We start from the raw sequence: 15,408 nt of genomic DNA on the forward strand, positions 1-15,408 counted from the left end.
TTTCTCTCCCTGCTTTCATTATTTTTTTCTTTGTTCGATTCTTCGTTCTCGTTTTTTTATTTTATCCATTTCCCACTGCATTTTCTTTTTATACCCAGGCTTAACTTTAGTTGGTTTTTTTACCATTGATTTGGCCTTTTGGTCTGCCTTATCCTCTTGTCTTACACGAGTCTTCCGCTTATTACGCTCATCAATTTTCACTAGTTCGTTATTTTTAAGATCGACGTAATTAAATTGAATCCCCATTTTTTCTAATCGATTTAACGCATCCTCATCAGATGCTTCATAGATTGTCAGTGCAATCCCAGAATATCCAGCGCGAGCAGTTCGTCCAACGCGATGAATATAAAAATCTAAGTCGGTAGGAAGTTCATAGTTGATGATATGGCTGACACCTTCAATATCTATTCCTCGTGAAGCAAGGTCCGTGGCAACTATATATTGGTACTCTAGATCCTGAATTTGCTTCATCATTTGTTTTCGTTCACGCGGGTTTAAATCCCCATGAACTCGGCCAACTTTTAACCCTTTTTCATTTAAAAAGTAAGCCACCTCTTCAGCCATTTTTTTGGTATTCGTAAACACGATTGCTAAATAGGGATTATAAGCAACAAGTGCATCATGAACTAGTTGCTTCTTACTCCGATGTCTAGACGGCAGGAGGTAGTGTTCTAAATTTTCTGCTGACCTTCTTTTTGGTTCAATTTGAATTGTCTTTGGATTTTCCATATACTTTTTAAGGAAAGGTTTTAATTTTTCTGGGATGGTTGCTGAGAAAACAAGCATTTGCAGATTTTCTGGCATTTTTCCAGCTACTCTGTCCAAATCCTCAATAAATCCCATGTCTAACATCATATCTGCCTCATCGACGACCAGTATTTCCGCTGTATGAACAAATAATGCTTTATCACTCATCAGGTCCTTGATTCTTCCTGGAGTCCCGACAACAATATGTGGTTGGACTTTTAACTTTTCAATCGTCCGCTGCTTGTCCGTTCCCCCAATGTAACATCTAGTCATTATCGCTTCCTCTGGGTTGCAATGTTCCGTTATTTTTAGAATTTGATGGTAAATTTGAGAGGCTAGTTCTCTAGTCGGTGCTGTAATGACAGCCTGTACTTCCGAACGTTTCGGATCAATTTTTTCGAGAATAGGAAGAACAAAGGCGAGGGTTTTCCCCGTCCCTGTTTGGGATTGACCAATTGCACTTTCTCCTTTTAAAACAACTGGAATCATACGTTCTTGAATTTCAGTCGGTTCACTAAACCCGAATCCTTTAATAGCTTCTATTATAAATGGTTGAAACGTAAAACGAGCAAAACGGTTTTCTTTCATATTTTTTCTCCTTATATTAAAACTTTGATTAGTTTTTCTTATTCAGCATGATTAACACTTTTTATTCCATCATGCAATTATAGTCAATATTCCTTCAAAACTCCAGTTTCTTTCGTTTTAATATCATTTTCTACCTTCTGCCAACTTTTAAACAACTAATTTTAGTCTTTGTCCTGTGTATAATACCTAAACCAATTTAGGATAAATGCATAATTTAAAGCATGAGGCAATTTGAAAGGAGGCTAAGATATGCAACCAAGATCTAGAATGCCTATGCAGGGGGGAATGGGAGCTGTGCCATTTGGGCGGAATAATCAGATGATGAATCCCAGATTTAACCCTGGCAGCAGGAACCCAATGATGGGTCCCTCATCCAACCCATTTGGAGGAGGATATAACCCGATGATGGGGCAAATGATGGGAAGACCTAATCAGATGAATACAGGGGGCGGAGGAATCCTTTCGAAATTATTCGGAAGAGGTAACCAAGCAGGCGGCTTTATGGGGATGCAATCAGCAGGTAGAGCAGCGTCTGGAGGTAGAGCAGCATCTGGAGGTGGAGGCCTGCTCCAATCGTTAAGTAACCCTGGCGGATTAACAAGCATGTTAAATAATACCCAACAGGTACTAAAAACAGCCCAGCAACTCGGTCCAATGGTCCAACAATATGGCCCGATGATAAAAAATATACCCGCCATGTGGAAGATTTATAAAGGATTTAAAAATGCCACAAAAAATACGGATGAGGCCTCAAACGAAAATAGCCAAAAAACCGAAACAGCCTCAGTTGAATCATCTTCTCATGAAGTAGAAAATAAAAGTACAAAAAAGAAAGTCCAACGTAAGAACAATGAACAGCCAGTTTCTTCAAAAAAAACTTCTCGCCAAAAGGGATCTTCTATTCCTAAAATGTATATCTAAATGAAGAATGCTGGTAACAGCATTCTTTTTTCCTTTAAATGTTAAGGAAAAATGTATCTTTGTATTATATCTATTAGTTTTATATAATAAATAAATAAAACTATGAATCAATGTCTTTTTTAGGGGGACTTTAAGATGCAAATCATCAAAATTTCACCACGAGGCTATTGCTACGGTGTTGTTGATGCAATGGTTATTGCTCGAAATGCGGCTTTAGATAAAACATTACCTCGCCCTATCTACATATTAGGGATGATCGTTCATAATAAACATGTTACAGATGCGTTCGAGGAAGAAGGGATTATTACCCTAGATGGGAAAAATCGCAAGGATATTCTCGATAAGGTAGATACAGGAACCGTTATATTTACTGCCCATGGAATATCGCCAGAAGTAAGAGAGTTAGCCAAAAAGAAAGGTCTAGTAACGATCGACGCTACTTGTCCTGATGTGACTAGAACCCATGATCTAATTGAAGAAAAAACACAACAAGGATATCAAGTCATTTATATAGGGAAAAAAGGCCATCCAGAGCCTGAGGGAGCAGTTGGTGTCGCACCTGACATGGTGTACTTGGTTGAAACTCCACAAGATGTAGAGGCATTAACAATTGACAGTGACAAATTGCTGGTCACTAATCAAACAACGATGAGTCAATGGGATGTATCCGAAACGATGAAAAAAGTTCAGGAAAAATATCCACATGTTGAAGTCTATAATGAAATTTGCCATGCAACACAAATTCGCCAAGAAGCAGTTGCCGAACAAGCAACAGAAGCGGATGTAACTATTGTTGTCGGTGATCCAAAAAGTAATAATTCTAATCGACTCGCACAAGTTTCAGAGGAAATTGCTGGGACAAAAGCATATCGCATTGCTGATATTTCCGAGTTAGAAATTGATTGGATTAAAGATGCCAAAAACGTTGCAGTCACATCTGGGGCTTCCACTCCAACACCAATAACAAAAGAAGTTATAACGTTTCTCGAGCAATTTGATCCAAATAATGAAACTACATGGGAACGAAGTAAAAAGGTCCAGTTAAGCAGAATTCTGCCGAAAGTAAAAAAATAATAAGAAAAGCGTAAGGGCCCTGGTCAGCGACGTATGGCCTCCTCGAAAGAGCTAACGCTCTTTCTTCGTGCGATGCTTATGCTGCCGAAGCCTTCCTTGTGGAGCACTCCAACTGAGATAAAGGAAACACGAAGAGCCGGAGGCGCATTCGTGCTTGACTTATCGCAGGGCGGAGAGCGAAGGACACTAGCCGCTAGGGCACTGGAGCTAGACAATAATCTAAGTTCAAAAACTTAAACTTTCTTCTCATATTAAAATAAACGAAAAGAACCGTGCCTCTATGACCGGTTCTTTTCATATTATAAAAATTTGAATGGATCTGTATTTTCTTCTGATGGAAATATCTCTACAGCAAACCCGGAATCCTGGCACATCTTTTGTAAAGTTGCAGTTAACCCTTTTTTCATTACCTTTTCAACATTATGACCTGGATCAATCATATTCAAGCCTTGCATCATTGCGTCATGTGCAGTGTGATAATAAATATCCCCTGTAACATATACATCTGCCCCTTGATATTTGGCATTCATGAAGTATTTATTACCATCGCCGCCTAACACGGCCACCTTTTTAACCTTTGAAGACAAATCGCCAACCACTCGGACATGGGAAACTTCTAATGTCTTCTTCACTTTTTCCGCAAATTCTTCTAATGTCATTTCTGGAACTTTACCGATTCGGCCTAGACCGAGCACTTCTCCTTTGTTTTCAAGCGGATAGACATCATAGGCCACTTCTTCATATGGATGAGCCTTAATCATTGCAGTGATGGTCTTTTTGATCATGGATTCTGGGACAATCGTCTCAAGCCTCACTTCCTCCACTTCTTCTAATCGGCCAGCTTCACCAACAAATGGATTAGTATTTTCTCCTGGTAAGAATCGACCTTTACCACTGACTGAAAATGAACAATGACTGTAGTTCCCAATAAATCCTGCACCTGCATTTCCAAGGACTCTCCTGATTTCCTCAGCATGGCTGACTGGTACAAAAACAACTAATTTCTTTAGTTTTGTTTCAAATGTAGGTACTAGAACTTCTGTATCTTCCAGTTCTAGTGCTTCTGCAAGAAGGTCATTTACTCCCCCCGTTGCTACGTCGAGATTCGTATGCGCTGCGTAAACAGCAATATCGTGTTTCAATAATTTTTCAATGATTTTCCCCTGAACGGAATCCGTTAATAAATTCTTAAGGGGGCGATAAATAATCGGATGATGGGCAATAATGAGCTGAACATTTTTTTCAATTGCCTCATCGATTACATTTTCAAGGACATCGAGTGCAATCATGATTCGCTCAACTTTTTTATTTAAACGACCAACTTGTAATCCTATCTTATCTCCCTCCATCGCCAGGCCTTTGGGAGAGAACTGTTCAAACAATTGAATGACTTCATGTCCATTAGGAATTTTCATTGGTTAAAGCCTCCTTTACAAGCTTAATTTTACCGATGATTTCTTGTTTTTTTTCTAATGTTTCCGGTGATTGAGCAGCATTTTCAAGAGCCTCATATATACGTTCCCAGTTTTTCAATTCTGCTGTCCATTTCTTTTTAAAAGTCTCATCCTGTTTTTGAACAAGGAAAGGGCCTACTAACAATCCTAGATCTTGATTTTTATTATACGGCTTATTCGGGTCGCCCTTTTCTCCGATTAAAATTTCGTATATTTTCCCATCTTCTTCGAGTATTTCTTCAGCAATTAGTTCCCAATTATTATCAATAAACCATTTCCTAATCGAAATCGCACTAATATTCGGTTGTAACACAAGGCGCTTGACTGACGATAACTTATTTCGACCATTTTCTAAAATACTTGCAATTAAAGCTCCGCCCATTCCAGCGATAGTAATACAATCGACTTCACCTTCTTCTATAACCTTTAGACCATCACCCATTCGCACCGAAATGATATTAGCCAATCCTTCTGCTAAAACATTTCTTTCAGCTAATTGAAATGGTCCTACTGCAACTTCACCCGCTATCCCAAATGATAACCCTTTGTTTTTCGCTAGGAAGCAAGGTAAATATGCATGGTCTGAGCCAATATCTGCAACCCTAGCCCCACTTGGAACATATTTAGCAACCGATGCCAGCCTAGCTGACAATTTGTCTGTATTCAATCATACCACCACTTTTTTATGTAATTATTATAGTATAAAAAAAGTCCTTCACAGATGCAAAGGACCTTTTTTAAAAGATACGAAAGTTAAGCACTGAACTTAGATTACTGTCCAGCTCCAGCGCCCAACTGCTAGTGAACTTCGCTCTTCTCCCTACGATAAGTCAAGCACGAATGCGCTATCGCTCTTCGTGTTTCCTTTATCTCAGTCGAAGCGCTCCAGTCCATACGCAGTTAAACGGGCACTTCCGCTTTTCTAATTATTTAATTGTTGCTAACCAGTCTGCCATAGCAGCTGCTTGTTCTTCTGGAACAAGTCCTGCTGGCATGCCTGTACCCTTACCTTTTGTTACAAAGGTCATTAGTTCTTCTTTAGAATACTTGCTGCCAACACCTTTAAGTGATGGTCCTACAACCCCTTGGTACTGATCGCCATGACAGCCAATACAAGTTTGCTTGTAAATGTCTTCTGGCTTTGATGCGGACACTTCAGTTTTCTCAGTGCCTTCTCCTTTATCCTTCGCAATTTCTTTACTATCACCAAGACCTTTGAAAGACAAAATTAACATAAGCACAATTCCAAAAGCCATGATGAGAACGTAAGGAATAACAGGATTTCGCTTCATGATATAACCTCCCTTATGTACGAACGTCAGTAAATATGAAAATAGTCTGCAAACAACTACTATTTTACTCGAAAAAGAACCGAAGGAAAAGCCCTAAACTTATTTTATCACTATAATCTTAATAAAAAAAAGAAAACAGGCTAAATTAGTGAAAATATCTAACTTAGCCTGTTCTTTATTTTTTTCGGTTTTTTATTTTTTTAACATCCAATTAACCTTGAAATGACCATTCTTTGGACCTCAGATGTACCTTCGCCAATTTCAAGCAATTTTGCATCCCTCATCATTCGCTCCACATGATACTCTTTCATATAACCATAACCGCCATGTATTTGAACAGCTTGATCAGTCACTTCCATACAAATTTCTGATGCATAGAGTTTACACATCGCTGACTCCTTTGAAAATGGTCTTCCCTGATCCTTTAACCATGCTGCCTTATACACCATATTCCGGGCCAATTCAATTTTCATTGCCATGTCAGCAAGTTTAAACTGGATAGCTTGGAAAGAGGAAATAGACTTTCCAAACTGTTTTCTTTCCTTTGCATAGGCTAAAGCTTTTTCATAGGCCCCCTGAGCAATTCCTACAGCCATTGCACCTATCCCTATACGTCCGCCGTCTAATGTCATTAAAAACTGTTTAAAACCCTCTCCACGCTTCCCTAAAAGGTTCTCAACTGGCACTCGTACATCCTCTAACACTAATTCTGTTGTATTTGATGAATGAAGACCCATTTTTTCATAGTTATCAATAATAGAGAACCCATCAGTACTAGTCGGAACAATAATTGCACTTATTTCTTTTTTTCCGTCCTTCTCTCCTGTTATAGCTGTCAATGAGAGGTGCTTGGCATAACTAGCATTGGTAATAAAACATTTATTTCCGTTTATGACAAACATACCATCTTCTTCACGTGCAGATGTTCTAGTCCCTCCAGCATCTGATCCAGCGTTAGGCTCAGTAAGGCCAAACGCACCAAATGATTCTCCTGTACAAATCGGCGTTAGATATTTTAACTTTTGCTCCTTGGTGCCAAATAAATGCAGGGGTGCCCCTCCTAAAGATATATGCGCAGAATAGGTAATCCCTGTCGAACCGCATGCCCGGCTTAACTCTTCAGTTACAATTGCAAAACTAACCGTATCTGCCCCGCCGCCACCATATTCCTCTGGAAAAGGCAGTCCCATAATTCCCATTTCGGCTAATTTTTTAAATATTTCTACTGGAAATTGTTTATTTCTGTCGCGCTCAATCGCACTTGGTGCGACTTCCTCATCCGCAAATTGCCGCATTGTTCTTTTTATCATTTCTTGCTCAGAAGTTAAGTCAAAATTCATGTTCATCCCCCTTATCTGAAACCAAATGAATGCGCTTTCTTTATTATTATAAGAGGAATTATCTTTATTTCACAATACTTAAAAATTTTTAAAAATAATCTATTATATGGATATAACAAAAATTCAATTAATTATAACGGATAACTAAATATTTCACTATCCTGATAATGGAAAATAAGTTTCATCCCTTTTTTACAAAAATAAAAGATGAAAAACCATGTCAGGAAATTCTCATGTCTATTTGCAAAATGAGAGACAATTCAGTAAAATGGATTCAAATACAGCTACAGAAAGTGCTTACATTTCCAACCCGGTATACCCAGTTACTTTAGATTGATACAAAAAAAATAGCCTACTTCAAGTAATGAAGTAAACTATTTATTAATGTTATTTTATTCTAAGAAATCTTTAAGACGTTTACTGCGGCTAGGATGACGTAATTTCCTTAATGCCTTAGCTTCAATTTGACGGATACGTTCCCGGGTAACACCGAAGACTTTACCAACCTCTTCAAGTGTACGAGTCCGGCCATCATCCAGTCCAAAACGAAGGCGAAGAACATTTTCTTCCCTGTCAGTAAGAGTATCTAGCACATCTTCCAACTGCTCCTTTAATAATTCATAAGCAGCATGTTCTGAAGGTGAGGTGGCATCCTGGTCTTCAATAAAATCACCTAAATGGGAATCATCTTCTTCACCTATAGGTGTTTCAAGAGATACAGGCTCTTGGGCGATTTTCAAAATCTCCCTTACCTTATCAGGTGTAAGATCCATATCTTCACCAATTTCTTCTGGTGTTGGTTCACGGCCAAGGTCCTGAAGTAATTGACGCTGAACACGGATTAATTTATTAATCGTTTCAACCATATGCACAGGAATACGAATCGTTCTAGCTTGGTCAGCAATTGCACGTGTAATGGCTTGGCGGATCCACCAAGTTGCATAAGTACTGAATTTAAAACCTTTTTGATAATCAAATTTTTCAACGGCCTTAATTAATCCCATATTTCCTTCTTGGATAAGATCAAGGAATAACATACCACGGCCAACATACCGCTTTGCTATACTTACAACAAGCCTTAGGTTTGCCTCTGCAAGGCGTCGCTTTGCTTCTTCATCGCCTTGTTCAATACGGAGCGCCAATTTTTTTTCTTCATCAGCAGAAAGCAGGTCAACCCGGCCAATTTCTTTTAGATACATACGAACCGGATCATTTATCTTAACTCCAGGAGGAACGCTAAGATCGTTTAAGTCAAATTCATCATCATCACCTTTTGCTAATTGCTTAGGATTTGGATCTTCCTCTTCACTATCGCCAACTAGTTCAATACCTTGGTCACCGAGGAACTCAAAGAATTCTTCCATTTGGTGGGAATCTAATTCATAGTTAGCCAATTTCTCAGCAATATCATCATAGGCAAGGACGCCGGTTTTTTTCCCCAGTGCCGTTAACTGGTCTTTCACTTGTTCAAAAGTGAATTCATTTTCCACTTCTTTTGAACGGGCTGATTTTTCAGCAGCCATATGTCCCACTCCTTCCAGAATCAAAGACAGTAAAAATGGAATCTATAGAGATTTACGCAATTGAAGGATTTCCATTGCAATTGCTGCAGCTTTAGTAAAATCACTTTGTCGCTCTGCTTCTTTTTGTTCCACTTCTTTTTCTTTTATCTTTAACAATTTTTGATAATTCAACACCTGTTTGATATAATCACTTAATTCATGATTGGTTAACTCATCGTTAATGGGCATCATTTCAATATTTGCAACCATTCTTCTGAGATTATCATCTTGAATATAGGACAAAAACGCACTTGAATCAGACTGGAAATGTTCTTCATAAAAAGATAACAGATAGGTTATTATTGCCTGATGCTCATCAATATTAAACGTATCACCTTGTAATAAATCCTGCACTTTATAAGCCACATCTCGATCCTTTAACATGTGAGCAATTAATCGTCTTTCTGCTGTATAATGCTTGGGCTTAAGTTTATTGTCTTGCTTTTGGACTATAATAGGCTTATTTACAGGTTGCTTACTTCCAGTTGATTTTCTTTTTTCTGCGAAGAATATCTCCTTTTGCTGCTGTTTTAAAGCATCTAGTGAGAGTGAAAATTCAGCCGCCAATTGGCGTAAATAGTGATCCCTTTCAACAGCTTTATTCAAAGTGCTGATTTCCTTAATTACCACTTCGATATAGGCAAGTCTATCTCCTTCATGTTGCAGATTTTTTCCCCTGCGAAAGTAAAGAAATTTGAACGCCATCCACGTTAGACTTGCACCGATAACCTCGTTGCGGAATTTTTCGGGACCATTCTTTTTTATATATTCATCTGGGTCCATTCCATCTGGCATCATCGCAACCTTTACCTGAAACCCACCATTGTTAAGGTGGTTTCCAGCACGATATGCTGCCTCAATCCCGGGTTTATCAGAATCGTAACAAATGGTTACGGATTGGACATTTTGCCGTAAGAGGGCTATATGTTCATCTGTCAAGGAAGTCCCCATTGTGGCTATACCATTTTCCACACCAGCGCGATCTGCTGAAATGACATCAGCAAATCCCTCAAATAAAACAGCAAATTGCGATTTTTTTAAGTTTGGCTTCGCATTATGGTAATTGTATAAAATTTTACTCTTATTAAAGATTGGCGTTTCAGGACTATTTAAATATTTGGGCTCGTCGGCCCCAAGTGTTCTTCCTGAAAAAGCAATCGTATTGCCGTTCCGGTCAAAAATCGGAAACATAATTCGATCTCTAAATCGATCGAAATACGTCCCATCTCTTTCACGTTTGATAATTAATCCGGCTTTCTCCATCCATTCAGGAGGAAAATCTCTTTTTGAAAGAAATTTAAAAACATAATCCCATGAATTTAAAGAATACCCAATTTGGAATTTATCTATTGCTTCTCGAGTAAATCCTCTCTGTAGCAAATATTCCAAAGCATGTTGACCTTCCTTTGTATTTACTAGCAAATGATGGTAAAATTTCTGTAACAGCTCATGAGCACCTAGAAATGCTTGGTGCTCTTCTGAAAACTTTTTCTCACCATGTCCGCCAGATAAATTGATTTCAAGGTCAATATTAGCCTTTGCAGCTAGTTTAATGGCTGCTTCTTGGAAGGAGATACCTTCTAGCTCCATTAGAAATGAAAAAACATTACCACCAGCGCCACAGCCAAAGCAATGGAAAATTTGTTTATCAATAGATACAGAAAATGATGGGGTGCTTTCTCCATGGAATGGACATAATCCGAAGTAATTTCGCCCCTGTTTTTTCAGTTGAACATAATCGCTAATTACTTCGACAATATCAACAGACTGACGAATTTGATTAATCTTTTCTTCGGCAATACGTTCTGCCATGTAAAACAACTCCATTTGGTCTATCAGGTATTCGGCAGGCATCTTTTAAATTCCTGCAAATTTCGACAAAATTTTTGTTAATCCTGTCTTAAATTTTTCATGTTCTTCAGTTTAAATAGGTTTTAATCCTTTCCATAAACTCCCATTTTTCTCGCCTGTCCGTATCAACATATTTCCAGTCTGTATGTAGATTTTTCTTCTTTGATATGATGAACGTAGAAAGCAACAAAAAGAACACGGGTGCTATCCTTCAACACTATTTCGACAATCTCCGCTTTAACCTGGCATGAACCTACATCGGCATAAATAGTCGGATTGCCTTTTACATAAGTATTAATTCTACATTACTCCGCATATTCCTTCTTTAACAAATAACTTTTGTAAAAGGAGTTATGTCGAATTCTTTTTAGGGGGTCCCCTTGACATCTAACAATAAATAGTTTATTCGTTCATAAGCAAGTCTAAACCTAAAAAGATATATTTTTATCACAATTTTTTATTATAGTACATTTATTATCATTTTACCATAATTTTTTTTGTTATTATTCCACTTTCTATCAGTAGAAAACACATAATCCAATGACTATGTGTTAAACGCTCCCTTTATGAAAATAATTTAAGATAACATTTGCCGTCTCTTCTACCGCTTTATTGGTAACATCAATAACAGGGCAATTTATTTTTTGTACTACTTTTTCAAAAAAGATTAACTCCGCTTTGATCCTGTCGAGCGTGGCATAACTTGCCTTATCATTTAAACCCAAAGAAATTAACCGTTCCCGTCTGATATTGTTTAACTTTTCAGGGCTTATTTTCAAACCAAAACATTTCTCGATTGGAACTCTATAGAGTTCTTCTGGCGGATCTACTTCCGGTACAAGCGGGACATTCGCTACCTTTAATCGTTTATGAGCTAGGTACTGTGAAAGTGGAGTCTTTGAAGTCCTTGAAACTCCTATTAATACAATATCCGCTTTTAATATACCTCTTGGGTCACGGCCATCATCATATTTTACGGCAAATTCGATTGCTTCCACTTTTTTGAAATAATCTTCGTCTAATTTTCGAACCAGTCCTGGTTCACATAATGGTGTTTTACCACTAAACTGTTGAATCTGATCCATAATTGGACCAATTAAATCGACAGCTATAATCCCTTCCTGTTCAGTTCTATTCTTAATATATGTACGCATTTCAGGTTTTACCAGTGTAAATGCAACCATTGCTTTATCTAATAAAACAAGTGAAAGAACCTCATCAATATGTTCCTTATCCTCCACATAAGGGAATCTCTTTAATGTCATTCCGGAGCCATTGAATTGGCTTATTGCTGCTTTTGTAACTAATTCAGCGGTTTCTCCCACTGAATCGGATACTACATAAATAATTGGCGATCTCATTCTCCCTCAACAACCCCTCAACATGTTATCTTCTTACTTGTTACTCATCACCCAACGCAACGAACGCTTTGGTAATATTTGTTTTGGTTATTCTTCCAATAACCTCAAATCCATTTTCTGTTTCCCGAACCACTGGAAGTGCATCGATTTGTTTTTCAATTAATTTCTTAGCGATATCAATTAATAAATCTTCCCGTTCACACATGGTGATATTAGGCATTCTTGTCATAATAATATTAACTGGTATAGTAGTCAGTTCTTGCTTACCTATACTAGCTCGGAGCAAATCCTTTCTGGATAAAACTCCAACAAGAATCGTGTTTTGATCTACTACAAACAATGTTCCTACATCTTCGAGGAACATTGTACAAATCGCATCATAAACGGAGATATTTTCATTCACTACAACAGGAATGGACTGATAATCTTTCACGTATATTTTTTGTAAATTTTCAGTTAAAAGCTGAGTCCCCGATTTACCTGTATAAAAATACCCTACACGGGGCCTCGCATCTAAATAACCGGCCATCGTCAGTATGGAAAGATCCGGTCTAAGTGTCGCCCTAGTCAAGCTTAATTGCTCTGCAATATGTTCCCCTGTGATTGGGCCATTTTCTTTAACAATTTGTAAAATATGCTCTTGCCGTTTGGTCAGTTCGATTGTCCACACCACCTTTGTCTCCCATTTAGAAAGGGTTATCTCAAAAGCTTACTTTATTAGGAATATTATATACTATTGAATCTATTAAGAAAACTCGCCAATCGGCGAGTTTTTCCTTAAAACATCATTTTTTCTTGCAAGAAGTTAACTAGTTCATGAATTGAGATACGTTTTTGCTCCATTGTATCACGATCGCGAACTGTAACCATATTATCCTCTTTAGATTCGAAGTCATAGGTAATACAAAACGGCGTACCAATTTCATCATGACGACGATAGCGTTTTCCAATCGATCCTGATTCGTCATAATCTACTGAAAAATGTTTAGCCAGAGTGGCGAAAACTTCACGTGCTTCTTCTGACAATTTCTTTGATAACGGAAGAACTGCTGCTTTAAATGGAGCTAATGCAGGGTGGAAATGCATGACTGTTCTAGATGTACCATCCTCAAGCTGTTCTTCATCATAAGCATCAATTAAGAATGCTAACGTAACGCGGTCTGCCCCTAAAGATGGTTCAATACAATAAGGTACATACTTTTCATTTGTTTCCGGATCGAGATAATGGAAGTCCTCACCAGAATACTCCATATGCTGCTTCAAATCATAGTCTGTTCTTGAAGCGACCCCCCAAAGTTCACCCCAGCCAAACGGAAACTTAAATTCAAAATCAGTTGTTGCATTACTGTAATGAGACAATTCATCTTCTGAGTGGTCGCGAAGTCTTAAGTTTTCCTTTGTAAGGCCTAATGACAATAACCATTGTTCTGCAAATTGCTTCCAATAATCAAACCATTTCAGTTCCTCACCAGGCTTACAGAAAAATTCAAGTTCCATTTGTTCGAACTCTCTTGTTCGGAACGTGAAGTTCCCCGGAGTAATTTCATTTCTAAAGCTTTTACCAATTTGAGCAATACCAAAAGGCATTTTCTTTCTCATTGTCCGCTGAACATTTTTAAAATTAACAAAGATACCTTGTGCTGTTTCAGGACGAAGAAAAATTTCATTTGTACTAGATTCTGTTACTCCTTGGAAGGTTTTAAACATTAAGTTGAACTGGCGAATTCCAGTAAAGTCATGACTGCCGCAATCTGGACAAGCGATATTGTGTTCTTTCACCAACTCTTCCATTTTTGCAAATGGTAAGCCATCGACGACCATTTCAATGCCTTTTTCATCAAGAGCATTTTCAATTAATTTATCTGCACGATGACGTGCTTTACAATTTTTACAATCTATCATCGGATCATTGAAGTTCCCAATATGACCAGACGCTTCCCACGTACGCGGGTTCATTAAAATACTTGCATCTAGTCCGACATTATACGGTGACTCTTGGACGAATTTTTTCCACCAGGCCTGCTTAATATTGTTTTTAAATTCAACGCCTAACGGGCCGTAATCCCAGGTATTTGCAAGGCCTCCGTAAATCTCTGAACCAGGAAAAATAAATCCTCTGTGTTTTGCATGTGAAACGATTTGTTCCATTGTTACATTCATAGAAATTGCTCCTTTAAATAAATTTTATTCAAACAAAAAAACTCCCGTTCCTATGCTAGACTAGCATAGGGACGAGAGTTACCCGCGGTTCCACCCTATTTGCTGCTAAGAAGCAGCCTCTTTTATCGTGTTATAAACACAAAGATTGCTCAGGAGCTCCTTCGTTAGTTCCCTATACCCTAGCTTACACTACCCTAGGTTCGCTTTTATAGAGGATGACTAAGTACTCTTCTCCGTCACGGCAATTATTTTATTAATGAAAATAATAGCGAAAACTCCAAACATTGTCAACAAGGCAATTATAAGAGATTGCGAAATTTATCCATGGAATTTAGAAACTTTTTGGATTTAAGGTGCAAACCAGAATACTCTTCATAGTAGGCAGTAATCACCTTCTTAAGTTCTGCTTTCGTTTCTTCTTTAACAGAAACATTTCCAAGCCTGGAAAGATCAAAATAATAAAATACCCTTAATAATTTAACCGCAGCAGCTGATAGTTTAAGATGGTACGGGTCTTTATCTAAACATCGATGACAGATAAACCCTCCTTCACGAATCGAAAAAGAAAAATGTCCGTCTGTACTGCCGCAAACGGAACATTGATTTAAGATTGGGTTCAATCCCATCACATTTAACATTTTCATCTCATAAATATTCATAAGGATATCTGGATCATAGCCTTCATTTAAGTAATTTAATGTTTGAAAAAGCAACTCAAAATGAAAAGGGTTTGGTTTCTTTTCATCCGTGCATTTATCCGTTAATTCGACAATATAACTAGCATATGCAGTCAAAAAAATGTCTTCACCAATCGACCTTAATGAAGTAGCAGTCTCTCCTTGCTGCAAGCCTCCTAAACCAGTTCCTCTCGTAATGAGAAAATAACCATGTGTAAACAGTTGTGTGACGGAGGAAAGGCGGCTGTTAGGCTTTTTTGCACCACGAGCCATCACTCCAACCTTTCCCCATTCCCTAGTATATATAGTCACAATTTTATTTGTTTCACCATAATCAGTTGTTCTAATAACGATGCCTTCACACTTCTGAAGCATTATTGT

Annotated in this window: 13 protein-coding genes and 1 other annotated feature; of the genes, 2 read left to right on the forward strand and 11 right to left on the reverse strand. The window is 38.0% G+C overall.

Annotated elements, in window-relative coordinates; genetic code table 11:
• Positions 1-18: 18 nt before the first annotated feature.
• On the reverse strand, positions 19-1,335 hold the full coding sequence (locus tag QNH17_RS22000; protein WP_283875143.1) for a DEAD/DEAH box helicase: 1,317 nt from the start codon (positions 1,333-1,335) through the stop codon (positions 19-21).
• A 249-nt stretch (positions 1,336-1,584) separates the two neighbouring features.
• Between QNH17_RS22000 and vrrA the strand changes: the two genes are divergently transcribed.
• Entirely contained in the window at positions 1,585-2,256 is a 672-nt protein-coding gene (gene vrrA, locus QNH17_RS22005) for a VrrA/YqfQ family protein (protein ID WP_283875144.1), read from the forward strand.
• Between the two features lie 135 nt (positions 2,257-2,391).
• On the forward strand, positions 2,392-3,330 hold the full coding sequence (locus tag QNH17_RS22010) for a 4-hydroxy-3-methylbut-2-enyl diphosphate reductase (protein ID WP_283875145.1): 939 nt from the start codon (positions 2,392-2,394) through the stop codon (positions 3,328-3,330).
• A gap of 299 nt (positions 3,331-3,629) precedes the next feature.
• Here QNH17_RS22010 and QNH17_RS22015 read toward each other — a convergent pair whose 3' ends face one another.
• The 10 genes from QNH17_RS22015 to recO form a co-directional block, all read right to left on the reverse strand.
• The gene (locus tag QNH17_RS22015) at positions 3,630-4,745 is read right to left on the reverse strand and encodes a Nif3-like dinuclear metal center hexameric protein (protein WP_283875146.1); all 1,116 of its coding nucleotides are present in this window, start codon (positions 4,743-4,745) and stop codon (positions 3,630-3,632) included.
• On the reverse strand, positions 4,732-5,451 hold the full coding sequence (locus tag QNH17_RS22020; RefSeq protein WP_283875148.1) for a tRNA (adenine(22)-N(1))-methyltransferase: 720 nt from the start codon (positions 5,449-5,451) through the stop codon (positions 4,732-4,734). Before QNH17_RS22020 ends, QNH17_RS22015 begins: the two co-directional genes overlap by 14 nt.
• Positions 5,452-5,710: 259 nt before the next feature.
• Positions 5,711-6,076, reverse strand: coding sequence for a cytochrome c550 (gene cccA / locus QNH17_RS22025; protein WP_283875149.1), 366 nt, complete (start codon positions 6,074-6,076; stop codon positions 5,711-5,713).
• 200 nt (positions 6,077-6,276) lie between these two features.
• On the reverse strand, positions 6,277-7,416 hold the full coding sequence (locus QNH17_RS22030; RefSeq protein WP_283875151.1) for an acyl-CoA dehydrogenase family protein: 1,140 nt from the start codon (positions 7,414-7,416) through the stop codon (positions 6,277-6,279).
• 392 nt (positions 7,417-7,808) lie between these two features.
• On the reverse strand, positions 7,809-8,939 hold the full coding sequence (gene rpoD, locus QNH17_RS22035; protein ID WP_026563551.1) for an RNA polymerase sigma factor RpoD: 1,131 nt from the start codon (positions 8,937-8,939) through the stop codon (positions 7,809-7,811).
• Positions 8,940-8,981: 42 nt separating this feature from the next.
• Positions 8,982-10,790, reverse strand: a complete 1,809-nt coding sequence (gene dnaG / locus QNH17_RS22040) for a DNA primase (protein WP_283875152.1) — start codon at positions 10,788-10,790, stop codon at positions 8,982-8,984.
• 590 nt (positions 10,791-11,380) lie between these two features.
• Positions 11,381-12,190, reverse strand: coding sequence for a pyruvate, water dikinase regulatory protein (locus tag QNH17_RS22045; protein WP_283875153.1), 810 nt, complete (start codon positions 12,188-12,190; stop codon positions 11,381-11,383).
• Between the two features lie 40 nt (positions 12,191-12,230).
• A complete protein-coding gene (gene ccpN, locus QNH17_RS22050; protein WP_283875154.1) occupies positions 12,231-12,863 on the reverse strand; it encodes a transcriptional regulator CcpN in 633 nt (210 codons plus the stop codon).
• A gap of 104 nt (positions 12,864-12,967) precedes the next feature.
• Positions 12,968-14,350 carry a glycine--tRNA ligase gene (locus QNH17_RS22055; protein ID WP_283875155.1) on the reverse strand — a complete coding sequence of 461 codons (1,383 nt, stop codon included), beginning with the start codon at positions 14,348-14,350 and terminating at the stop codon, positions 12,968-12,970.
• A 64-nt stretch (positions 14,351-14,414) separates the two neighbouring features.
• Positions 14,415-14,599 (reverse strand) — a binding site (T-box leader).
• Between the two features lie 50 nt (positions 14,600-14,649).
• Positions 14,650-15,402: a DNA repair protein RecO gene (recO, locus tag QNH17_RS22060; protein WP_283875156.1), complete on the reverse strand. Its 753-nt coding sequence runs from the start codon at positions 15,400-15,402 to the stop codon at positions 14,650-14,652.
• Between the last annotated feature and the right edge of the window lie 6 nt (positions 15,403-15,408).

Source organism: Neobacillus sp. SuZ13, assembly GCF_030123365.1.
Taxonomy (GTDB): Bacteria; Bacillota; Bacilli; order Bacillales; family Cytobacillaceae; genus Neobacillus.